We start from the raw sequence: 24,377 nt of genomic DNA, 5'->3' as shown, positions 1-24,377 counted from the left end.
ATTACTGACAATTAAAAATAAAAACTTCCCTCTTCTATTCTATATAGAAAAGGGAAGTTTTTTATGTAAAAATCACAACTCTAGTTTTTATTCTTCTACTACAAACTTACGGAAGGCAATTCCATCTTTTGTTTGAATTTGTAGATGATACATTCCACCTGCAAGATTATTTGTTTTGATTTTATAACGAGAAGAAGAAATACGCTCTGTTTTGAGTGTTATTTTTCTACCAATTGCATCAATTAAGATAAATGTAGGTTCTCCGTTTTGAGTTATTGTTCCAAAATCTATGAAGAAATTACCATTGTTTGGATTAGGAAAAATCTCTAAATCTCTAAACTCTTTTGGTTCTTCTATTGCTGTAATCGTTTTTGTAAAAAGAATTGTTTCAGAAATCGAACTACAACCTGCTTCTGTCAAGACAAGCAAACTATACTCTGCTGTTTCTGTTGGCGTGTATGTATTTTCCGAAGCATTTTCAATAGGAACACCATCTTTCAACCATTGATAAGTAACTGGCTCTTGACTATTCAACGTACTTGTCAGTAATTCTTCATTAATCAACTCAATACTGATTTCAGGTTGGGGAAGAACAGTAATTTCTACTGAATTTGAAAGTGCCGTACAACCATTTGCTGTCAAAACTTCGGCTGTATATACACCTGCACTCGTAACAGTATAGGATTGCTCATTGGCAAACGCCAGAATAACACCATCTTTTCTCCAACTGATTTTTTGAGCATCTGTAAATTGAGTAATAGCCTCTAGCTTTAACCCAAAAGGTTGAGATTCACAAAATACAGTTTGCGCTGGTTCTTCAATTTCAAAATTTAATCCTTCTGGACATTTCACATTTAAGAGGATAGAACGACGTTGTAAAGTCAAACCTGGTAAACTTGAATTGGTAACTTGTGCTATATATGTTCCTACATCACTATTACTAATTCTACTTATCACTAAGTCTTGACTCATCTCAACAGAATTTCCATTCTTAAACCATTCATAATTATTTCCACTTCCCTCTGTATCTACAGTTAGAGTAAGAGATGAATTAAGAACAGCTAAAATATTTTCTTCTTCATTAATTGGAGCTTGTGGCGCATATTCAAATGTAGAATAATTTTGATTTGCATAAGGTAATAAATCATCAAACTCTAATTCGTTTTCAGAAACTCTAAACTTGGCTAAACTACTAATTTGTGTAAAGCCAATCGGTAAAGAAGACAGGTTATTTGTATTTATCTCAAATGTTCTCAAACTAACTAATCTCTGTATCTCTGTTGGAACGCTTGTAATATAATTTCTATTTGAATAAAACTCAATTAGTTTTGTCAAATTCGTAATCGTATTTGGTAGTTCCTTTAGCTCGTTATCACTCACATTCAAAATTAAAAGTTCGCTTAAATTACCTATCGTTTCAGGAAGCTCTTCAAACTGGTTTTCATTGAGATAAAATGTTCTCAAACTTCTCATATTTCCAATTTCATTTGGTAAAGAGGTAAGATTATTTCTAGACAACCAAAATGCTTGAAGATTAGTAAGATTTCCTAACGAAGCAGGTACACTTCCTTCAAAATTATTTTTATCTAAATCTAAATAAGTTAGCGTAGTAATAGCTCCAATAGAAGAAGGAATTTGACCATCTAATTTATTATCAAAGAAACTCAAATAACGAAGTTCAGAGAATAGTTCTGCGTCAAATACATCAGGTAATGTACCTGTTAAGTTACGAGAAGATAAATCTAGCTCTGTTATTTTACTTCCAGAAAGAGTAACTCCACTCCAAGTTGAGACAGGTTGAGTTAAATCCCAAACTTCTGTCCAAGAAGTTTGTCCTCCTGTTCCTAAGAAGAGCTGCACTAAAGCAAGTGAATCTGTTGAGTTTACAAAGCCTTCTACTTCTAAGGTAATTGGATTTCTCTCTAAAACAAGCTGGGTTGCTACTGTATTACTTACTTTACACGTATAAACACCTGCATCTGATGGAACAGCACTTGTGATAGTATAATCCCAATTTGTAGCTCCTGCAATAGCGTTTTCGTCTTTATACCATTGATAGAGATTAAAGTCTCCTTCTGTTTGTGAACTAAATGTGATAGATTCCGTTTGTCCAACAGATTCAGTACGAGTAGCGTATATTTTAGCCTGTGGCGAATATATAAAGTTCGGAATTCTTCCTACAAAACTTTCTGCTGATGCGAAATTAAGTCTATTTCCTTTAATATTTAGTAAAAAATTACCTTCTGTTATTCTTTCTAAATCTAAAACAGATGATGGTAGTATTCCTGTTAGGTTATTACTTGAAAGGTTTAGAGCTGCTACATTTCCACAACTTACAGCGACGCCATTCCAAGTAGAAACAGGTGTATTCAAATCCCAAGAAGTGTTCCAAGAAGCTCCACCCATTTCATTATAAATATCTACTAGAATAAGTGAATCAGAAGGAGTAACATAATATTGCTGTTCGATAGTAACAATTTGTTCGTCAGTTGCTGTATTTCCTGCTGAATCTATAGCTGTCCAAGTAACAACTGTTTCTCCGAGTGGAAATTCTGCTGGAGCATCATTAAATACCCTAAATAAACAATTATCCGAAGCTATTGGAGTACCTATATCCAAGCTATCTATAGTAGAAGTACAACCGTATAGATTAGTAAGCCTTGTGATATTTTGAGGAGCTCTGATAATAGGATTCCGGTTATCCATAATGGTAATTGTGAATTGATTAGGAGCAGAAGTATTACCATTTCTATCTGTAGCAGTCCAAATTACATCTGTAACTCCTTGGTTAAAGCGAATACCTTCTAAAGAAGATACATCTCCTAAGGTTGCTCCACTTAATAAATAACGATACGAAGCTACACCACAATTATCTATGGCACGTCCATCAGGAATGCGATTAGAGAATACAGTCGTTCGGTTAGTATAATAACAATTTCGTAAGTCTGTTCTTCTCGTAAAATCTCGCATAGCAAATAACCTAGGAGGTTGATTGCTATCTACTACTGTAACTGTAAATGTACTAGGTGTAGATTCATTTCCACTATCATCTATTGCCTTCCAAGTTACCGTTGTTGCTCCTTCATTAAATACTTGATTTACTAGAGTAGCTACTGTTCCTGTTGTAGCTCCTGTTAGCTCATATTCTATTCTATCAATGCCACAGTTATCGGTTGCTGTACCATTATTGATATATGAGTTGCTTATAACTCTATTTATAAAAGAACATCCTTGGTTTGGTGTAACGGTTACATTAGATTGTAGAGGTGTGTTTAAGGTTGGGTCGGTGTTATCATTAATAATAACATTTTGGTCAGCTGTTACTATGTTTCCATTTCCATCTGTAAATGTCCACGTAACAATAGTCGTTCCTTGTGTTGTAATTGGAAATGTTTGTGTTGTTGTTCCTGTCAAAGTTCCATCACAATTATCACTTGTTGTTGGTGCAGGAATGGAAGCAACAGAACATTGTGCTGTAACATCTGTAAGCGTTGGAACTACTGGGTCTGTTGTATCATCAATAATTACATTTTGATTGGCTGTAACAGAATTTCCTGCTGCATCAGTAAACGTCCATACTACCGTTGTAGAACTTGTAATTGGAAATGTTTGTGTTGTTGTTCCTGTCAAAGTTCCATCACAATTATCACTTGTTGTTGGTGCAGGAATGGAAGCAACAGAACATTGCGCTGTGACATCTGTAAGCGTTGGAACTACTGGGTCTGTTGTATCATCAATAATTACATTTTGATTGGCTGTAATAGAATTTCCTGCAACATCTGTAAACGTCCAAACTACCGTTGTAGAACTTGTAATTGGAAATGTTTGTGTTGTTGTTCCTGTCAAAGTTCCATCACAATTATCACTTGTTGTTGGTGCAGGAATGGAAGCAACAGAACATTGTGCTGTAACATCTGTAAGCGTTGGAACTACTGGGTCTGTTGTATCATCAATAATTACATTTTGATTGGCTGTAACAGAATTTCCTGCTGCATCAGTAAACGTCCATACTACCGTTGTAGAACTTGTAATTGGAAATGTTTGTGTTGTTGTTCCTGTCAAAGTTCCATCACAATTATCACTTGTTGTTGGTGCAGGAATGGAAGCAACAGAACATTGCGCTGTGACATCTGTAAGCGTTGGAACTACTGGGTCTGTTGTATCATCAATAATTACATTTTGATTGGCTGTAATAGAATTTCCTGCAACATCTGTAAACGTCCAAACTACCGTTGTAGAACTTGTAATTGGAAATGTTTGTGTTGTTGTTCCTGTCAAAGTTCCATCACAATTATCACTTGTTGTTGGTGCAGGAATGGAAGCAACAGAACATTGTGCTGTAATATCTGTAAGCGTTGGAACTACTGGGTCAGTTGTATCATCAATAATTACATTTTGATTGGCTGTAATAGAATTTCCTGCAACATCTGTAAACGTCCAAACTACCGTTGTAGAACTTGTAATTGGAAATGTTTGTGTTGTTGTTCCTGTCAAAGTTCCATCACAATTATCACTTGTTGTTGGTGCAGGAATGGAAGCAACAGAACATTGCGCTGTAACATCTGCTAAAGTTGGAACTACTGGTGCAACATTATCAGCCTGTCCAGTTCCACTAATAGTAAAAGTATAAGGATTTTCATCTGCATCATCATTTGCTATGTTTATAATAGCTGTTCTATTTCCTATGGCAGTAGGGTCAAAAGTAACTGTAAAGGTTTGTACTCCTGAAGCAGCTATGATTGTAGGAAAAGTAGGCAAACCACTCAAAGTAAAGTCAGAAGGATTTGTAACAGTAATTCCACTAATATTCAAGTCTGCTACACCTGTATTTTGAATAGTATATGTTTTAACTATTGTATTTGTACCACATTCTATTACACTACCAAAATCCGTATCATTTGCTACAAGTGGAGTTGTACTGCCATCTGCAATATCAGTTAAAGGAGAACCTCCCTGTACATTTATCTCTTGTTGGTCATTATCTGTAATAGTAATGTTTTGAGAAACTGTAGTACCCAAAGCTATACAAGCAGAGGGAGAAGAGATAGTTAGAATAGCTACTTCATCAGGTTCTGTAATCGCATCATCTACTACTGTAAATGTAACTGAACCTGTTGTAGTTCCACCTGTGATTGTTATTGTTGAGCTACTCAATGTATAATCTCCAGTCGTAATTCCTGTTCCTGTAACGGCTAGATTTACAGTTTGGTCTCCAACAACAGTAGATGAAGCAGTAGCTGTTACCGTAATTTCAGTAGCATCAGCTTCTGAACCTGTATTAGAAGTTACAGAAAGCTCAACTGTAGGACGAGCATTAATAGTAATCGCAGCAGATATATCACTTGTTACTACTGGATCAGAAGAAACTACTCTTACTCTGTAGCCTGTACCTGTACCTGTTCCATTAGGGATAACCAAAGAAATTGGACTTGTGCCTACTTGTGTAGCAGTCGGAGTAGTAAAATTACCACTTGCATCAGATAGTTGTGCTGTAAATGTATTTCCACCATTAAAAGTACCCGTAGTAGTGAAAGGAATGCTAATGGTTTCTCCTGCACAGTAGGGGGAGGCAGGTGTGATTGTGCCTAGTGTAATCTCTGTAATTATAAATTCTGTAGAAAAAGGAGAAGTGCCATCTGCACTATCAGTTTGAGTAGCTACTAATCTGTCTCCTGCTAATAATGTAAATGATGAGGTAATTGACCAAACTCCACTAACAACAATAGTTGTTCCCAAATACTCTTGAGGGGTAGGACTAGAGCCACATGTAGAAGGATCTGGATTTCGGTATAGATGAATTACATTACCGTTTAGTCCTGTACCACTTACTATATCAGTAGTTACATCAGCAGCAGTGATTACTGGAGCTGCTTGGTTGTTGTTACCAGTTCCAAAAAATAAGTCTATTCCATCTCCTGAGTTACAATAAATCTGATTTTCTATTATATCAATATCAGCACACGAGCCTACTCGTACTCCAAAGCTTCCATTATGTGCAATCTCATTATTTATTGCAGTGTTGATATTTCCAAATTGGAATAGAAGTCCTGTACCTGTATTTCCTAGTGCATTGCCAATAACATTTACACCTATTTTATTATTTTGGACGGTATTGCCTGTGGCTGCAGCTTGTGATACTTCCACTCCGTTACCTCCATTACCAGAAATAATATTTCCGTGTGCAGGAGTAGCACCACCTAGAGTATTGTTTGCCCTTTCTATAGAAACACCTATCCCAGTATTTGGAACTGCTGTTATACCTGCTATATTTGTTCCTACGTAATTTCCAAAAATTTGAGAATTTTCTGCGCCTGTTACTCGTATTCCCATTCCTCCATTACCTGAGATGACATTTCTTTCTGCGATAGTTGTGCTACCTATAGCAATTCCACTAGGATTAACAGAGGAAAAATAATTATTGATTTGTATCCCATTAAATGTATTCGGCTTTGCTATATCATTTTGGTTTAAACCAATTAAGTTTCCAAGGACAGTAGTATTTGGAGAGCCAATCTCTATTCCTACATTGTTTCCTCCTATGATATTTCCTTCATTGGTTGTTAAATCTCCACCAATAATATTGAGAGGAGAAGCTGTAGTACAGGTGCTACATAAAGTACTAATTCCATTTTGCACATTTGGTATAAGATTATTTTGATTTATATCTAATCCTATTATATTACCTTGTATTGTATGTCCATTATTAAAAAGAATGATTCCACTTCTTTCATTTCCAGAAATCAAATTACCCTCTCCTTGGTCTCCAATAGTAGCTCCACGTTGCCCCCCTATAACGACATTTGTAGATGGAGTTTGAATATTTATACCATGTCCTGTATTTGCATCACTTGCTGTTCCTTCAGGGTTTGTTCCTAATCTATTTCCCATTATAACAGTATTACTACCAGATGAAACTTCTATGGCTGTTCCGTTTATACTTCCATCATCTATACCTCCAATGACATTAGCTTTGTTTATTCCTCCAATTCTTGTGTTATTTGCCCCATTTATCATCAGACCATTGCTGATAAAGTCCTTTATCCAAAGTCCATAAATTTCAGAATCATTACCTGCTGTAAATCTTGTTAATCTTGTTGCTGTAGCTCCACCATTTATCTGAACCATTCCAGTAGAAGAGTAAGGGGTAAAACCTTCTTGTGAAGTTCCATCTATGAATACACTTTCGCTTATATCATCAAGATTAGAAGATAGTGTAATAGTATGAGGAGCAGAATTTGGAATACTAAAATCAATGTGATTTTTTCCAACCAGTCCATTAGCTTGTGTAATTACTTCCCTAAAGCTTTCTGTACCACTATCATTGGTGTTTTTTACTCGTAATGCCCAAAGGGGGTCATTCACATCTCCTACTGCTGTTGAGCCTAGCTGACCATCGTTTGTATTTATAGTTACATCTTCTACTATTTGACTCTCTCCATCTTCAAAATCCCAATAACCTACTAAACCAGTAGTATTTGTAGCAGAACTACCCATTGTAGCTTGTATTTGTCCTTCATCAAGAACCTCCGAAAATACTTTTACTTCGTCTATTTGTCCATGAAATACACTTTCAGGACTAGAAGTATTATCAAGACGGGTTCCAACTAATAAAGATTGAGATGAAACTGTATTAAAAGATAGTGTTCCACTTCCCACAACTACTCCATTAACGTATAAAGTAACGAGGTTTGAAGCATTATCTGAAGAAACTGCTACATGATACCATCTATTTATTTCAGTTAACTGCACAGAACTAGAAACATTTGACCCAACATTATTTTGTATTCTCAATCTTCCTGCGGAATTGATTGAAAAATTGAAAACACTAGCAATACCCGTTCTCCACTTTGCTAAAACAACATTATCCTTTAGTGTACTTTGCTTTACCCAAGCCTCAAGGGTAAAATCTCCTGCAAAAGTAGTGTTGAGAACATCTCCCATATCCACATAATCATTCACTCCATCAAAATACATACCTCGGTTGCCGATGGGTTGTGAAGGTAAACAGGTAGGAGAAGCTAGAGCATCTCCAGTAATAGTCCAGTTGTTAGTAGCAGGATTAATAAGTATATTTCTTTCTACTACTGCATTACAATAGTTAAGCCCTACTGCACCTAATGTTCTTCCAGAAATTAAAGTTTGCGAAGACCATCCTGTAAGAGTCGCATCATAATTATTAACTGAAAGTGCTGTATTGTCTAGCATACCACTTACGTTAGTTGCACTACTCATAACCCAATTCCCTAAGTTTTGGTCAAAAATAATTGCACCAGAGAAAACATTTGTAAAATTAGCTCCACTGCTTACATTCCAATTAGATAAATCTGAATTAAATTTTTTACAATTAAAAAACATTCCAAAAAATGTTGTGCCATTTTGCGTATCCCAAGCATTAATATCTGAAGGTAATATCATATTTTCTGCCCCTCTAAACATTCTTGAAAAATTAGTAACATTAGTTAAGCGAGGAACATCTGTTGCATTGACTTCTAAATTTATACACCCATAAAAAGCACTTTCCATACTTGTCCACTCTATATCCCCCCATTGTTCGATAGTAAGTAGTTTGGCTTTGTCTCCTGTATCATTAAAGTAAATATGAGGAAAATCGCCTGTAATATCTATTTGGTAGGTACTTCCATCTTCTAACCCTGTAATTGTATAATTACCTGTCCTTGCAGTAATAGTGCCTTCATTTACACCTGCATTTGTGAGATTTGTCCAAGTAATATCATAATTATATCCTGTTCCAGTTGTAGGAATAGTAATTGTTCCTCCTGTGGCTACCCAAGTAGTGATGAAGGGATCTGAAGGTTGCGTAAAAACAGAAAACTCTTCTATAACTCCTGTTGAAAAATTGAAAGGAGAGGTAGTAGAATAATTAGGTGTGGAGAATGTCGTAGCCAAAACATCCCAAGCACTTCCGTTATATCTGCGAATTTGAGAAGTTCCATCAATGTTAGCTGTAGGTTTTGGGTCTATAAGTGTAATCTCTGAGGCTTGATTTTCATTTCTCACAAACCAAGAACCTATACCACTATTTGGTACTGCAATAGTAGATGTACCAAAGCGAACTCTAGAGCCATTTACTGAGATAGTAATTTCTAGTGGTTGATAATCAGTTGCACTTCCAACTGGAAAAGTAAAAGGTGCTGTGTTTGTGGTTAAAACAAAAAAACCTGTTGTACTATTTGTTTCTACCCAACCATTGGTTCTAGTGATGCTTCCTGTTGCTGGGTATGATAGGTTATTATTCCCCAAAACTAACCGACCATTTGTGAGTGTAAGGTCATTACTAACTCCAACAGGAGAATTTGGCTGTAGCGTTACAGTAGGGTCGAAAAAAAAAGTGTTATTAATAACTAAATTATGGAAGTCAGTTGCTCCTGTTATGGCTTGTGGAGTAGTTCCACTAAAAGTTACTGTTCCTCCTGTGCTAGAATTGAAATTATTTAAATTAAGTGTGTTCCAATTACCTTTTATATCTATATTGTGAGTATTGGAATGCAATACTCTTGTAGTACCAGAAAAAGAAAGATTACCGTTGACTACAATGTCTCCTAATAGATGGCTACCAGCAGATGAGCCAAATTCAATATGATGATATGTGCCTGCTCTAACATTTGCATTTCCTGCTCCAGCACTACTTATCGAATATATGAAAGTAGAACCGACATTATTATTAAAATTTGTAACCGTAGGAGTTTGTGAAGAACGATAATTTATTACTCCATTGTTTTCTAAAGTAGCTCCTGTTACTCCGTTTATGGTACTTGTCCACAACTCTCCGTTTGTATAGTTATTTGTTAGTGTAGCAGTAGAAGCAATATTTAATCCTGAGTTGCCAAATAACCTAACCGAACCTGTTGACAAACCATTCGTAATTGTTACGTTTGAGTTGATATTACAAGAGCCACTTGTAGCTCCTGCCGAAAAAATCATATCTGCATTATTATTAGTTATTACAACTGGATTAGTATCAAAAGTAGATTGCGAAGAACTCTGCAAGTCAAAATTCCCATTATTGATTATATTTCCTCTAAAAGTAAATTGAAATGTTCCTGTTCCTCCTGTAGTGAAAGTACCACTATTTACTATTGAACCTTTAAATGTGATTCGCTGAAAATTAGCATTGTGTCTGAAAGTACCCGCATTGTTTATTGTAATATTTCCATTTACAGTAAAGTTGTCACTAGTAGTGTTGCACTCTCCATCTTCTATGATAAGTGTTCCACAACTATTTGGTGTATTACTATTCACAATATCTCCATCACAAATTACTACTTTATCATCTCCTGTTGGAAAATTGGAAGCAGGAGATTGTGTTCCTCCACAAGGGTTATGAGACCATGTAGTAGGAGTATTCCATGTACCTCCTCCATTAGAATAATATACAGGAGCAAAACGCATCACACTTAGCATTACTCCTTCTCTGAAAGCTACATAAGGTTGATTTGTAAAGGGATGGAGTGCTATACTTGGCGCATCAATATTCACAGAAGGTAATGTAGCATTACCCACTTCTTCCCACGTACTACCATCAAAAAACCTCACTTTCAGTTGGTTGCTTGGGCTTTTTAGTGCTATGTAGGGATTTCCATTAGAAAGGTCAAAATCTATATCACCTTGACTTTCCCCATTTGTCCCTCCAGTCCCAGCAGCACCAACAAAATTCCAGCTACTTCCATCAAAGTTCATGACACTTATTCTGTTACTTGCATCAAAATCTGTATAGGTAACATAAAACTCATCTCTATTACTATTGAAAGCTAGTTTTACATCTCCAATAGATATTCTATTTGAAAAGTCAGGAGCACCCACAGTAATCCAACTACTTCCATCAAATGATTTAACATTTATCGTATTTGTCGTATTATCTATATAAGCTACGTATGGTTCGTTTGGACTGCTACCAAAAGCTATGCTAGAAGAACGAGCATCATTAGTCGTAGAACCGACTTGTACCCAAGTTGTACCATTATATCTTCTTACATGCAACTCATCCGTATCATTATCAATGTATGAAACATAAGGTATGCCAGTGGCAGGATCAATAGCTATACTAGGAGAGGACAAATTACCAGAAGAAACTTCAGCATCTACATCAAGCCAAGCACTACCAGTGAAGCGTTTCACTACGATACTTAGACTTGTTAGGTGATAAACTACATAAGGATCACCAGCAGAGTTAAAAGCTATACTATGTTTAGAGGAAGAGTTTCCTGAAAAGTTGGGTGCGCCTACTTTTTCCCAAATACTTGCTGATGTGTATTTTGATACATTAGCTTCATTACTGCTTCCTCCTTGATGAGCTACATAAGGTTCATTAAAAGAAGGACGAAATTCTATATTAGGTTCAGTTCCACCAATAGCAAACTGTGGCACTCCTACGTATTGCCATTCATTTTGGGCAGAAATAGAATTTATAAATAACGAAAACAATAAAACAAGGCAGGAAAGAAAGTATGTTTTTCTTAAAGAGGTAAGTATAGGTAAACTCATAGTATATAATGGCAATTGTTATTATTTTGTATGTATTTGTCAAATGGAATAGCCTTAGGTTTGTAGCTAAAGTATATAAAACTAAGAAATTATACGCAGAAAATAGCATTCAATAGAATGGTAAAGTGTTGATTTTATGTTGATTCTGACTGTGATGTAATTGTTTTTGTGAGACAAAGATACAAAAAGACATTTTTTATTGAAAAACCTCTTGGAATGTACTTTGTTATTACGAGAGTGGTTTCTATTAAGTTTTTGATTTTTTTAAGAAAAAACTAGAACATATCAATAAGTTTTGATTTTCTCACTTCTGAACTATCAAAAAAATCAAAATTACCAATTCTCAAATCCATTTTGTATTTTTGCTTTATCATATTTTTAAATTATTCCACACAACAACATAAAGCACATTTTAATATGCAAAATGCCATTTTTTCAATCCCTTTTCCTATCAATGAACCCGTTTTAGAATATCGTGCAGGTTCTCCAGAGCGTGAAGCCCTCAAAAAAGCAATAAAAGAATTGCGTAGCCAAGAATTGGATATTCCAATGACAATTGGTGGGCAAAAAGTACGCACAGAAGAAAAAATGCGCCTTTCTCCTCCTCATGACCACAAACACACATTAGGTCATTTTCATTATGGAGACAAAGGACACGTAGAACAAGCAATTCGTGCAGCATTGGCAGCAAAAGAAGCTTGGGAAGAGTTACCTTGGACGAATCGTGCTACTATTTTCTTGAAAGCAGCCGACCTTATTGCTGGAGAATATCGTGCTAAAATCAATGCAGCAACTGTTTTGGGTCAATCTAAAAATGCTTATCAAGCAGAAATTGATGCAGCCTGTGAGTTTATAGATTTCTTGCGTTTTAATGCCTATTTTATGCAAGAGATTTATGAAAAACAGCCTGTTTCTGCTGACGGAATTTGGAATAAATTAGAATATCGTCCATTAGAAGGATTTGTTTTTGCGCTTACTCCGTTCAACTTTACAGCCATTGCAGGTAACCTTCCAGCATCTGCTGCGCTTATGGGAAATGTTATAGTTTGGAAACCAGCATTTACTCAAATTTATTCGGCACACGTAATTATGGAAGTCTTCGAAAAAGCAGGAATGCCAGACGGAGTTATTAATCTTATCTTTACAGACGGTCCTGAAACAGGCGACGTTATTTTCAATCATAAAGATTTTGCAGGTATTCACTTTACAGGAAGTACAGGCGTATTCCAAACGATTTGGAAAGAAATTGGAAAAAACATCAATAAATACGTAAGTTATCCAAGAATTGTAGGCGAAACAGGAGGGAAAGATTTTGTAGTGGCTCATCATACAGCTAATGCTGGTCAGGTAGCTACTGCGCTTGTTCGTGGTGCATTTGAGTTCCAAGGGCAAAAATGTTCGGCTGCTTCAAGAGCTTACATTCCTCAAGCTATTTGGAAGGAAGTAAAAGAAAGAATGACAGATATGCTTTCTGATATTAAGGTAGGTTCGCCAGAAGTATATGGAAACTTTGTAAATGCTGTTATTGATGAAAAATCTTTTGATAAGATTGCAAACTACATTGATAAAGCCAAAAAAGACAAAAATGTCAAAGTAATTGCAGGTGGAAAGCATGACAAATCAGAGGGTTATTTCATTGAACCAACTGTTTTGAAGGTAGAAGACCCAAAATATGTTACGATGTGTGAAGAAATCTTTGGTCCTGTCTTGACGATTTATGTTTATCCAGATAATGATTTTGAGGATATTCTTACGCTTACAGACAAAACTTCTCCGTATGCACTTACAGGCTCTATCTTTGCACACGACCGTACAGCCGTAGAATTAGCTACCAAAAAGCTCAAAAATGCAGCAGGTAATTTCTACATCAATGATAAACCAACAGGTGCAGTCGTTGGGCAGCAGCCATTTGGTGGTGCAAGAGCATCAGGAACAAATGATAAAGCAGGTTCTTATTTGAATTTGTTGCGTTGGGTAAGTCCTCGTACTATCAAAGAAACTTTCAATGCTCCAACAAGCTATGAATATCCATTCTTAGAGTTAGAGCCTAAAAAAGCTACCAACGGACAAGCAAAAAAAGAGAAAAAAAAGAAGGCTAAGAAATAAATTGAGTTTTCAAACCTATAAGGTTTTCAAAAATCTTATAGGTTTAAATATATCTGTATTTGTAGGTTAAAGGCAAACCTTTAACCTACAAATTTTAAAATTCTATTTGGATAAAAATAATTGAATGAAATAAACTATACACAAATTTTGATAGAAAATAATTGTAATTATAATTAAAGTAATAGATGAATTTAGCAACTCCTCAAAAAAAGATAATATCAAGTAAGAACATATTATTCCTCATTTCTGTATTTTTTTTATTTAATGGCTTGACTTCTTGCCAGTTTTACAGAAATACAGCTTCTCGTTACAATGCCTATTTTTTGGCAAATGAACGTTTTAATGAAGTGTACAAGAATACTTATGTTCAACAAAAAAGTGACTTTAATAATGTTTTGGCAGTTTTGCCCACAATAGACAGCGTTTCTATGGGAGCTTTCAAAGGCGAATTGGATTATGTAGTAGAAAAGGCTTCGCTTCCTATCCAACGCCACCCAGAGAGTGATTGGACAGACGATAGTTATTTGCTTATCGGTAAGGCTCGTTTGCATCAAGTAGATTATAGAAATGCCATCAATTCTTTTAAGTATTTGAATGGAAACAGCAATGAATTAGATGTTCGTCATGCTTCACTTATTTGGCTGATGCGTTCCTTTATTGAGAGTGGAAATTTAGACCAAGCTTCTTTCACGATGGATTATATTTCGAAAGAAGGAGACAAGTTTTCAGAAGAAAATATCAGAGATTTTTATTTAGTTTCAGCACATTATTATAGAACAATAACTGATTTTGATAAAACAGCAGCTTATTTAGAACTTGCTTTGCCTTATGTAAAAAATAAAACTCAAAAAGCACGTTATCACTTTATTTTAGGTCAGATTTATCAAAATAAAGCCAAACAAGGAATTGATGACAAAACGATAAATGTAAAGAAGTTTGATAGAAAATCATATCAAAATTATCAAGCAAGTATAAAAGCTCACCCAGAATATGAAATGGTTTTTAATGCTCAATTAAATGCTTCACAAGTAGCTGGTACGAGTGCAGAAGATATAAAACAAGCTCAAAAATATTTTGAAAAGCTATTGAAAGATCAAAAAAATGAAGAGTATAAAGACCGAATTTATTATGAAATGGCAGGTTTTGCTCAAAAAAGAGGCAAAACAGAAGAAGCAATTAGTCTTTTACAAGAGTCTCTAAATCAACCTTCTGAAAATTCAGCACAAAAGGCATATACTTATGTCAGAATGGGTGAACTTTATTATGCTCAAAGTGAGTATGCAAAGGCAAACTCCTATTATGATTCTGCACTTGCTATAAGTACAGAAGAAATGCGTAACTATGACCAAATTGCTGAACGAGGAGAAATTTTAAATCAATTTTTTAAGCAATATGATGTTTTACAGAAAGCAGATTTAAAGATAAATCTTTCGCAAATGTCGCACGACGAGCTAGTGAAATATTTCGAAAAGCAAATTGCAGAAGAAAAAGCACAAATTGATAGAGAGATAGCAGCAGCCGAAAAAGCAGCTAAAAATGGAAATTTAGTTAATAAAGGAACTACAAATCCATTTGCTAATAACTCAAATATAGCTCAAACTTGGTATTTTTATAACGAACAAGCTGTCAGACAAGGAAAAAATACGTTTGTGAGAGTTTGGAAAAACCGTCCGTTAGAAGATAATTGGCGAAGAAGTAATAAAGTAAATAGTGCCATTGATAACACTGCAAATCCAACAGAAACAATGGCAGATAGCAAGACAGACCAAGAAAATCTGTATGCAACTGTGGCAGGTGTAGAGGAAAGAATAAAAGAAGTTCCTGCGACGAAAGAAGAAATTACACTTTTAGAGAAAGAAATCGAAATTGCTTTATTTGAATTAGGTAAGGTATATCATTATCAACTCAAAGAAGATGAAAATGCAAGAGCTACCTTTGAACGCTTTATTAAAGATTTTCCAAAGAATAAAAATATTCCAGAAGCATTATTTTTGCTTCGTAAGATGTGCTTGGAAAACAAATCATTAGAAAAGTGCGATGTAGCAAGTTATGAAAAAACACTACAATCAAAATATCCAGAATCTGTTTTTGCAAAACTTATTTCTGATCCCAATTATTTAGAAGAGTCAGCTGCAAATGATACCATTGTTACTACTTTGTATCAAGAAAGTTATGAATTGTATTCAGCCAAAAATTATGAAAAAGCAATTGAAAAATTAGAGAAAATTCAGAATGAATACCCTCAAAATAGTTACAATGCAAAAATAGAACTACTCCGAATTATGAGTTCTTCATACATAGAATCATTGGCTGTTTATGTAGAAAAGCTAAATATTTTCGTTTCTAAATATAAAGGAAGTCAAGAACAAGAATATGCCAAAAAGCTTTTAGAAACAGCCGTTAAGAAACTAAATGAAAAGCCTCTCAAAGACACCAAAAGTGAAATAGATATGAACAAAGGAGGATAAAATAAACTCTCTTTTTAAGTGAATTAGGGATATTTTTTATTTTTATATAATTTTTCACTATTTTTGAAAAGGTTTTATTTAAAAAAAAGAAAATCAATGAGACATAAGGAAAGTCTGTCAATCCTATACAAAGAATAAAACGTAGTTAGAAGAAGAAGCAATCAGCTTAATTTTATATATAGTAATTTTAATTAATTTAGTTTACTTTTAATAGTAATAGTATTTATATCGAACAAATAATAATGAAAACACCTAAGTACCCAAATCGTTCAAGAAATCAAGAAGAAGATTCACATCAAAAGTCCTCATACTCTAATTCTCGCACCTCTAATAATTCTGGAGGTTATAAAGGCTCAAATCATAATTCTAATCACAATGAGCGTTCTGGTAATGGACATAATAATTACAATAACGGAGGACATAATAATAACTATTCTCGCTACAACAAAAGAGAGTTTATGAACTACAATAAGTTCAGTTTTGACCGTATAAAAAGACGTTTTAATCTTAACGAAGTACAGAAAGACTTATTCGAAGGCATTACTCCAATTGAGCCAAGTGATTGGTTAAAACAAACAATGGAGATAACAGCAGACTTGCCAATCAAGACAGAAAAAGCACGTACAGAATTTATTTTAATGCCTGTTCTTTTGGAGCTTCGTAAGCGTACTGACCGTGCATTTACAATTTACTCAGGAGAATATTTTAATGTAGAGCCTCGTGAAGGTTTGGCAGGTCCTTCTGATATTATTCTTTCAATGGGTGCAGAATCGTATTCTATTTCTTCACCAGTTATGTCAATTGTTCAGGCCTACAAAAACAACTTAGATTTAGGTTTAGGAAAATGTGTCGCTCAAATGATTGCAGCAGATATTTTCAATGAGCGTGAAGATAATAATATTACAACAATTTATGGCTGTGTAACAACAGGAGAGCAGTGGCTTTTCTTGCGTTTAGAAGGTGATACTATCCAAATTCATCCACACCGTTTCTTCTTAAATGAACTGACTGATATTATTGGAATGTTCCAGTCAATGTTAGATAACTGTAAAGAAGATATTGCAACTCCCAAAGTAGAAGCAGAAATAGAAACAGCTGCAGAATAAGCTTAAAACAGCTTTACAAGTTCAAGTTTAAAGATGTATTTAATTATGAGGCTGTCCGAAAAGGTCAGCCTCATTTTGTTTTTAACTTAAACACTTGATAGGATAGTCGTTTTTTTTTACAAATATTGCTGTTTTTTATTTTTCAAAAAACAAAAAATGCCGTTGTTGGTGTTTTAGCGAAGCGAAACCAACAACATCATGAACCCCCTAAGAAGTAGCGTAGCTAATTTGTTATTCACTCAATAGTCCCTATACTATCAAATTCTATTTTATATATGCATAGCACGATTTTCAGTAGCTGCCAAACACGCTTCTTTTACAGCTTCCATATAGGTTGGGTGTGCGTGGCTTTGTCTTGCAATATCTTCGGCTGATGCTCGGTATTCCATTGCAGTTACGGCTGTCGCAATCATATCGGCTGCTCTTGCACCTATGATGTGCATCCCAAGTATTTCGTCAGTTTTTTCATCTGCCAAAACTTTTACAAGTCCGTCAGTATCCATTGAAGCTCTTGCTCTTCCAAGTGCCATAAACGGAAATGAGCCTGATTTGTATTTTCTGCCTGATTCTTTGAGTTGCTCTTCTGTATAACCTACACTTGCCACTTCTGGCCACGTATAAACAACCCCTGGAATTAGAAGATAATTGATATGAGGTTTTTGTCCTGCCATAAGTTCGGCAACCATAACACCTTCTTCTTCTGCTTTATGTGCCAACATTGCACCACGAACAACATCACCAATCGCATAAATACCTTTTACGCTTGTTTCAAGATGGTCGTTTACATCAATTGCTCCTCTTTTATCAGTTTTGATACCGATATTTTCTAACCCTAAACCTTCTGTATAGGCACTACGCCCCACGGCAAGAAGACAATAATCTGCCTCAAACTTTACTTCTTTTCCTTTTTTATCTACTGCTGTAATGACTACTTCTTTTCCGTCTTTACCTTTGTATTCTGCTTTTTCTACTTTGTGTTGCAAAAAGAACTTCATTTTGAGCGACTTTTTACTTACTCTTTCTAATTCTTTGCCCATTGTGCTATCCATTGAGCCTAAAATAGAAGGCATAAACTCAATAACAGAAACTTCCGTTCCCAAACGAGCATACACAGAACCGAGTTCCATTCCGATTACTCCACCACCAATAACAATCATTTTCTTAGGAACTTCTTTCAATTCCAATGCTTCTGTAGAAGTAATAAAACGTTTTTTATCGTAAGGAAAGAAAGGAAAAATAGTTGGTTTTGAGCCTGTTGCAATGATAACTTTATCAGTTTCTATTTTTGTCTCTTTGCCATCTTCTGCTGTAATTTTGATGTTGTTTTTATCAATAAAAGAACCAACTCCTTGATGAACATCAATTTTGTTTTTCTTCATTAAATAAGCTACTCCATCACACGTTTTTTGAACTACACCACGTTTGCGCTCAATCATCTGCTCAAAATTTACTTTTGGCTCATTGATATCAATTCCGTGTTCTTTAAAGTTTTTTTGAGCAGCATGAAAATGCTCTGAAGAATCTAAAAGTGCCTTTGAAGGAATACAGCCTACATTCAGACACGTACCACCCAAAGTAGCATATTTTTCTATAATTGCAGTTTTGAGTCCTAATTGTGCTGCACGAATGGCAGCTACATAACCACCAGGACCTGAACCAATAACTGTTACGTCGTATTTCATCTATAAAAATGGATTAAAAAAATTCGAAATTAATGTATATGTAAAATTAACTGCTTTTTATGAGTAATTCAAATGTTAAGTATTTTATTAATAGCTCTACAATTTAAAACTCATTATTATAAGGTTTTTCTACTCCTAAAATTTCTAATAGTGAATCGTTTTCTATATCAACTCTTCCCACCTCCTTTTCTCCCAAATACACCCAAAATTCTCTTGGTCTTTTTGAATCTTGATATAAATTTAGAATAGTTGTATCTGATTGAGAAATAATACTAGCAGTTCGTTTATTTATTCTTGAAGAGTGATGATAAGCTATCTTTCTAAGCGTCATTATACCTTCTACAAACATATTTTTATAGTTCTTACTTAGACTTTTACCATCCAAAAGCAACACTATGTTTTGCTTTTGGATTTTGCCTTTTATGCTACTTAGAGTTTTTTCACTTCTATATTCGGAGAATTTATCTGAAAGAAAAGAAAATCCAAGGAATAGTAAAGCGAAAACATATAGAAATATTTTTTTCCTATTCATAATTAATTTAAGTTATTCATTATTCTATTCAAAATTATTTCAAACTCATCGTATTCATTGATTTTTGTGATATGAGAATAGTGTTCTGTTTTAGTTTGGATTTCTATGGCTAAGCGAAGCAATTGTTTTTGACATCTTTTTTCTAGCTCCAAAAACTCCTCCTTTTCTTCTTTAGAAAATTGATTCCTAATATTGTCTATTGTAGTAAGTACATTTCTACTTGAAAATACCGTATTAAATTTGAAAATAATTTTTGTGTTGTTGTTTTTACTTTTCCACCAATTCAAATCTTCAACTAAAATCAAATCATAATGAGAAAAAGAAGCATAAAAAAGCTCATCACACCCTTTAGAAAGTAACCACTCTACAGTAGGCAAAATAAAACTTACTTTTTCGAATTTATCAGTTCTATAAATTATTCTCTCCCAAGATTCTTTTTTTGTATGCTTCATAATTGAAGATGTTTGAAAGTTGAAAGCTAAATTTACTCAATTCTCTATACTTTCTTAAAATACTTGCCTAAGTGTTTTCTACTTTGTTACTTTGCATTTCATTTTTATAAAAGAATAAAACCTCAAAACACATATAAAGCTCATTTTGAACAATTCAATTTTTCTTATTTTATAATTTTAATCAACGCCACAAAAAAGCGTTTGTACATTTATGTTACATGTATTCAAATTTGGTGGTGCGTCTGTGAAAGATGCCCCTGCTGTCAGAAATGTAAGTAATATTTTACGTTCATTTATTGACAAAAAAGATAAACTCGTTATTGTTGTTTCTGCTATGGGCAAGACAACAAACCACTTGGAAGATATTTTTAAGGCAGCCAAATCGAAACAGGAAGATAAATGTAAACAGATTCTTAAACAAATTGAAGACTATCATCTTGCACTCGCAGATGAGCTTTTTGATGGAGAGCGTGAAAAAATTGTTTATAAGATTCTTCAAAAATATATTTTTCAGCTTTCAGCAACCCTAAAAGACGACGAACCCAACTGGGATAAGCATTACGACCAAGTAATTTGTTTTGGAGAGCTTATGTCTTCAGCCATTGTTTCCGAATATCTCAAAATGCAACACGATGATAAATGTCTGTGGGTAGATGCTCGTCGTTTTGTACAGACTAATGAACGTTGGAGAGAAGGACAAATAGATTGGGAATGGTCGGAACAACTCATTAGAGCCGAACTTTTGCCTATGTTAGAGCAGCGTTTTGTCCTAACGCAAGGTTTTATTGGGGGAACAATCGGTGGAAAAACGACTACTTTGGGGCGTGAAGGTTCAGATTTTACGGCTGCTGTTTTTGCTTATTGTTTACAAGCAGATGGCGTTACGATTTGGAAAGATGTTTCTGGAATCTTGAACGCAGACCCCAAAAGAATTAAAAACACTCGCCTTTTCAAGCAGATTAATTATTCTGATGCTGCCGAAATGACGTATTATGGGGCAACAGTTATTCACCCAAAAACGATACGTCCATTAGCTGCAAAAGGCATTTCTTTATATGTGCGTTCGTTTTTGAATGCAGATGTAGAGGGAACAAAAATTGCGAATGTAGATACACTGCCTTCTATTCCTTCAATTATCGTAAAAGGAAATCAGAGCATGTTTGTGTTTAAAGCAAAAGACTTGGCTGCCATCAATGAGCGAAACCAACTAGCTTATATTCACTCTGAACTAAATCGTTATAATATCAAAATTAACTTATTACAAGTTTCGGCTACTTCTTTTTCTGTCTGTACGGATAATGACGATAGAAAATTAGCTTCCTTGAAAGAATCTTTGAGTAATGATTTTGAGTTAGATAATTTGGAGAATTTAGAACTCATTACAGTCAAAAATTATGATACTGAAACACTTAATAACTTCACAGGACTTGGAAATGCACTTATTGCACAACGTTCGGAAGATGTTTTTCAAGTTGTGGTTAGTAAGTAATAATGTTATCTTATGACAAAAACAAGTTATAATTTGTCTTAAACTAAAAAGTGGTTTTGTATAAAAACCACTTTTTTTTGCTTAAATTTGCCAACTATTTGAAATTATTTATTGAATTTTATTCATTTTATGCAGCCACAAGAAATTCCAGCATCATATAACGAGGCTTGTAAAGCCTACGAAACAAGAAAATACGATATTGCTTTAGAAAAATTAGAAACTACTCTTACAGAAAGTCCAGACTTTGCACCTGCTTTTTATATAAAAGGACTTACCTATATGCAGCTTCAAGATTGGAGAAGTGCCTTCGATAATTTTAAAGCTTACTCACAAATTGCACCTGAAAAGGGAGATACTTATTTGAATATGGGAACTGCAATGCTCAACATGAAACAGCCAAGAACAGCTATTTCCTATTTTGATTTTGCTCTTTCTTTAAGAATGACTGAGAATCGTCCAGAGAGAGCGCATTTGAATAAAGCTTTAGCATTCAGACAAATAAATGAGAACGAGAAAGCACTAGAATCTTTTGAAGCTGCTCTAAAAATACATCCTCATTTTGATGATGCACTATTAGAAATGGCAAAGTTACAATTAGATTTGGAGAAGAATGAAGATGCTCTTACTTATTATCAAAAAGTAATTGATTTGCCAAAACAAAGAAAAAGTTTTCCTCTTTGGGAGGCATGGGTAGGTTTAGCTATTGTACAAGCTGAACTAGGACAATTTTCGAAAGCTCTTGTTTCGATAGAGGAAGCTGTCGAATTACAGCCCAACACAATAAGTTTTTTCAAGTCAAATGAATCATTTAATTCTTTAAGAAAAAGCGAGTATAATGATGATTTTGAAACAATTTTAGGATAAAAGAATAAACATTTTCAGAAAAATGGAGTTGAGTTATTGTAAAATTTACATTTTTTAAACTTCTCAAAATTAAATTTATGGATAAGAGAACACTAAAAACAATTACCTCTGCAGTAAGTGGAGCAGAAACAGCTATTCGTTTTTTACCTGGAGAATTACATCAAAAACCTGAATATAAAGGTGCTTTTGGTGCTATTGCATCTCTAACTGGTGTTGTTGCTTTAGGACAAGCAATATTAAAAAAAGATGCTTTCAATGAAGATAATAGATTAAATACAGCTATTATTGTCTGTCTTAGTGCTGCCAGTATTTTGCAAGGTGTAAAAAAAGTAAAACAAGCCTATGCAAAGACGACAGGACAATATGAAATGATGGAAGATTCTATGTCGAAGAGCTAAATATAAATGTCATTTTTTAAAATAAATTCCTATCTAATTATTGTTTAATAATTTAGGTAGGGATTTTCTTTTTTAGTTTTTGAATTTAACACAGTATTTACCCCTATTTTTTTCTTTTTTGTAAGTGATAGCATAATTTTTGTGTATTTTTGATTGAAAAAACATTCTTAACTATCTTTTTTATGAAATTTTTATCAAAAAATACTGATTTTAAAAAATGAGATAAAATTTTTTGATATTTTTTGAGTTTATTTAATAGGTAGTTTTACTTGTTTTCAATGATAAAATTTTGAAAATACAATATTGTTTTCCAAATTAGTTAATTAAATACTGTCTAAGTAAAGAATACTGATTTAGAGTAGTTTATATCTATTCGAAATTTGATTCTTTAATCTACTTCCGTAAATTTGACTCTCTAAAAATTGCTCTATACATCTGTCTTGTTATTTAGTTTTACTTTTATACTAACTGATAGCTTGCTTTAAAAACTTGTTTCTATGAAAAAAATTCTTTTTACATTCTTATTTACTTTACTTGGTGTCGCTTTCTTAGCAACTGAAGAAGTACAAGCACAAGTAGGAAATAAATATTACTACAAAAAAACAACTCCTCGTAGAGGACCTCACAATCATCAATGGGTGTGGACAAAACGCCGTCAGTATGTTAGTGTTGGCTTAAATGTCAATTCAATGAATTATTTTGGTGATATTGTACCTAAGTCTAATTTTTGGAGTACAGACTTACGTTTCACTCGTCCAAATATTGGAATATTTGTTGAGAAAAAATTTCGTCCACAATTTTCGGCTCGTTTAGGACTAAACTGGGGAAGAATCTTAGCATCTGATGAAGAAACAGCTGACCCAACTGATGGACATGATTTTTTCCGTTATATTCGTAATGCTCATTTTAGAAATGATATTTTCGAACTCAACACCACTTTTCGTTGGGATTTAATGAGTAGCGAACTTCTGAACAAAGAATTTTATCAAAGACCAAAACAATTTGTACCTTATGTAATGGGTGGTCTAGCTGTTTTTTATCACGCACCTAAAGCAAAAGCTCCTACAACTAAAATTGGTGGAGGTTCTCCAGATTGGGGAGCAGACGAATGGACAGATTTACAGCCTCTAGGTACGGAAGGACAAGGACGTGGCTCTTACACAGCTCTCATACAGGGAGATTCAGTTACAAGAGATTTAGGAAAGAAATACTCGAAAGTACAGATTGCTATTCCTGTTGGATTTGGAATACGTAAAAAATTATCTAATCGCATAGATATTGCATTTGAATTCTCTTACCGTTTCTTACTTACAGATTATTTAGATGATGTTAGTCGCAACTATGTTGATTTAGGAGTTTTTGGAGATGACGAACTTGCTAAAGCATTTCATGACCGTTCTTTAGAAGGAGATAGAGGTGCAATACTAGCAGAAATGGCGAGTAGAGGAGAATTAGTTAGATTACTTTCTCGTTATTCATATGTAGGTATTGATGGGGTAGGTTACAATACTTTTAATGGTTTTGGTAGTGATCCTTACAAGGCAGAACCAAGTATTCGTGGAAACCAAAATGATAATGATGTTTATATGCTTACAGGTTTTCATTTGACGTATATTATCCCTCCTCATGGAGTGCGTTGTCCTGTTCGTTTTAAATAAAAATAAAAGATTTTTTCTAAGAGGTGTACAAAAATTTTATTCTTGTACACTTTTTTTATGAGCTTTTTTAGATATTTCTAGTAAATGGCTGTAAATTTGTCAATTAAATAAATTAAAAAG

Annotated in this window: 11 protein-coding genes; 7 read left to right on the top strand and 4 right to left on the bottom strand. The window is 34.2% G+C overall.

Annotation, left to right across the window (positions count from 1 at the left end):
- Positions 1-87: 87 nt before the first annotated feature.
- A complete protein-coding gene (locus tag WAF17_RS20355; protein WP_338763754.1) occupies positions 88-11,502 on the bottom strand; it encodes a BspA family leucine-rich repeat surface protein in 11,415 nt (3,804 codons plus the stop codon).
- A gap of 417 nt (positions 11,503-11,919) precedes the next feature.
- On the opposite strand from WAF17_RS20355, the gene pruA reads away from it, so the two are divergent.
- The 3 genes from pruA (at position 11,920) to WAF17_RS20340 (ending at position 17,182) form a co-directional block, all read left to right on the top strand.
- A complete protein-coding gene (gene pruA, locus WAF17_RS20350) occupies positions 11,920-13,608 on the top strand; it encodes an L-glutamate gamma-semialdehyde dehydrogenase (RefSeq protein WP_338763751.1) in 1,689 nt (562 codons plus the stop codon).
- Between the two features lie 185 nt (positions 13,609-13,793).
- Positions 13,794-16,076 carry an outer membrane protein assembly factor BamD gene (bamD, locus tag WAF17_RS20345; protein ID WP_338763748.1) on the top strand — a complete coding sequence of 761 codons (2,283 nt, stop codon included), beginning with the start codon at positions 13,794-13,796 and terminating at the stop codon, positions 16,074-16,076.
- A gap of 242 nt (positions 16,077-16,318) precedes the next feature.
- Positions 16,319-17,182: a hypothetical protein gene (locus WAF17_RS20340; protein WP_338763745.1), complete on the top strand. Its 864-nt coding sequence runs from the start codon at positions 16,319-16,321 to the stop codon at positions 17,180-17,182.
- 269 nt (positions 17,183-17,451) lie between these two features.
- Here the strand turns inward: WAF17_RS20340 and lpdA are convergent, their stop codons facing one another.
- The 3 genes from lpdA to WAF17_RS20325 all read right to left on the bottom strand — a co-directional run bounded on the left by lpdA (position 17,452) and on the right by WAF17_RS20325 (position 19,848).
- The gene (lpdA, locus tag WAF17_RS20335; protein ID WP_338763742.1) at positions 17,452-18,864 is read right to left on the bottom strand and encodes a dihydrolipoyl dehydrogenase; all 1,413 of its coding nucleotides are present in this window, start codon (positions 18,862-18,864) and stop codon (positions 17,452-17,454) included.
- Between the two features lie 103 nt (positions 18,865-18,967).
- Positions 18,968-19,396, bottom strand: coding sequence for a hypothetical protein (locus WAF17_RS20330; protein WP_338763740.1), 429 nt, complete (start codon positions 19,394-19,396; stop codon positions 18,968-18,970).
- Positions 19,397-19,398: 2 nt separating this feature from the next.
- On the bottom strand, positions 19,399-19,848 hold the full coding sequence (locus WAF17_RS20325; protein WP_338763738.1) for a hypothetical protein: 450 nt from the start codon (positions 19,846-19,848) through the stop codon (positions 19,399-19,401).
- A 211-nt stretch (positions 19,849-20,059) separates the two neighbouring features.
- Here WAF17_RS20325 and WAF17_RS20320 point away from each other — a divergent pair, with 211 nt between their 5' ends.
- The 4 genes from WAF17_RS20320 to WAF17_RS20305 all read left to right on the top strand — a co-directional run bounded on the left by WAF17_RS20320 (position 20,060) and on the right by WAF17_RS20305 (position 24,257).
- Positions 20,060-21,337 carry an aspartate kinase gene (locus WAF17_RS20320; RefSeq protein WP_338763736.1) on the top strand — a complete coding sequence of 426 codons (1,278 nt, stop codon included), beginning with the start codon at positions 20,060-20,062 and terminating at the stop codon, positions 21,335-21,337.
- 129 nt (positions 21,338-21,466) lie between these two features.
- On the top strand, positions 21,467-22,201 hold the full coding sequence (locus WAF17_RS20315) for a tetratricopeptide repeat protein (RefSeq protein WP_338763733.1): 735 nt from the start codon (positions 21,467-21,469) through the stop codon (positions 22,199-22,201).
- A 77-nt stretch (positions 22,202-22,278) separates the two neighbouring features.
- Positions 22,279-22,599: a hypothetical protein gene (locus WAF17_RS20310; protein ID WP_338763731.1), complete on the top strand. Its 321-nt coding sequence runs from the start codon at positions 22,279-22,281 to the stop codon at positions 22,597-22,599.
- A gap of 497 nt (positions 22,600-23,096) precedes the next feature.
- A complete protein-coding gene (locus tag WAF17_RS20305; protein ID WP_338763728.1) occupies positions 23,097-24,257 on the top strand; it encodes a DUF6089 family protein in 1,161 nt (386 codons plus the stop codon).
- Positions 24,258-24,377 lie beyond the last annotated feature (120 nt).

It is taken from the genome of Bernardetia sp. ABR2-2B, from assembly GCF_037126435.1.
Classification (GTDB): domain Bacteria; phylum Bacteroidota; class Bacteroidia; order Cytophagales; family Bernardetiaceae; genus Bernardetia.
The sequence above is the reverse complement of the archived record's forward strand: the minus strand, read 5'-3'. Positions and strand labels throughout refer to the sequence as shown.

Excerpts from the sequence above, each read along its gene's own strand:
- WAF17_RS20355 (WP_338763754.1), bottom strand. The coding sequence starts at position 11,502 with ATGAGTTTACCTATACTTACCTCTTTAAGAAAAACATACTTTCTTTCC.
- pruA (WP_338763751.1), top strand. The coding sequence starts at position 11,920 with ATGCAAAATGCCATTTTTTCAATCCCTTTTCCTATCAATGAACCCGTT.
- bamD (WP_338763748.1), top strand. The coding sequence starts at position 13,794 with ATGAATTTAGCAACTCCTCAAAAAAAGATAATATCAAGTAAGAACATA.
- WAF17_RS20340 (WP_338763745.1), top strand. The coding sequence starts at position 16,319 with ATGAAAACACCTAAGTACCCAAATCGTTCAAGAAATCAAGAAGAAGAT.
- lpdA (WP_338763742.1), bottom strand. The coding sequence starts at position 18,864 with ATGAAATACGACGTAACAGTTATTGGTTCAGGTCCTGGTGGTTATGTA.
- WAF17_RS20330 (WP_338763740.1), bottom strand. The coding sequence starts at position 19,396 with ATGAATAGGAAAAAAATATTTCTATATGTTTTCGCTTTACTATTCCTT.
- WAF17_RS20325 (WP_338763738.1), bottom strand. The coding sequence starts at position 19,848 with ATGAAGCATACAAAAAAAGAATCTTGGGAGAGAATAATTTATAGAACT.
- WAF17_RS20320 (WP_338763736.1), top strand. The coding sequence starts at position 20,060 with ATGTTACATGTATTCAAATTTGGTGGTGCGTCTGTGAAAGATGCCCCT.
- WAF17_RS20315 (WP_338763733.1), top strand. The coding sequence starts at position 21,467 with ATGCAGCCACAAGAAATTCCAGCATCATATAACGAGGCTTGTAAAGCC.
- WAF17_RS20310 (WP_338763731.1), top strand. The coding sequence starts at position 22,279 with ATGGATAAGAGAACACTAAAAACAATTACCTCTGCAGTAAGTGGAGCA.
- WAF17_RS20305 (WP_338763728.1), top strand. The coding sequence starts at position 23,097 with ATGAAAAAAATTCTTTTTACATTCTTATTTACTTTACTTGGTGTCGCT.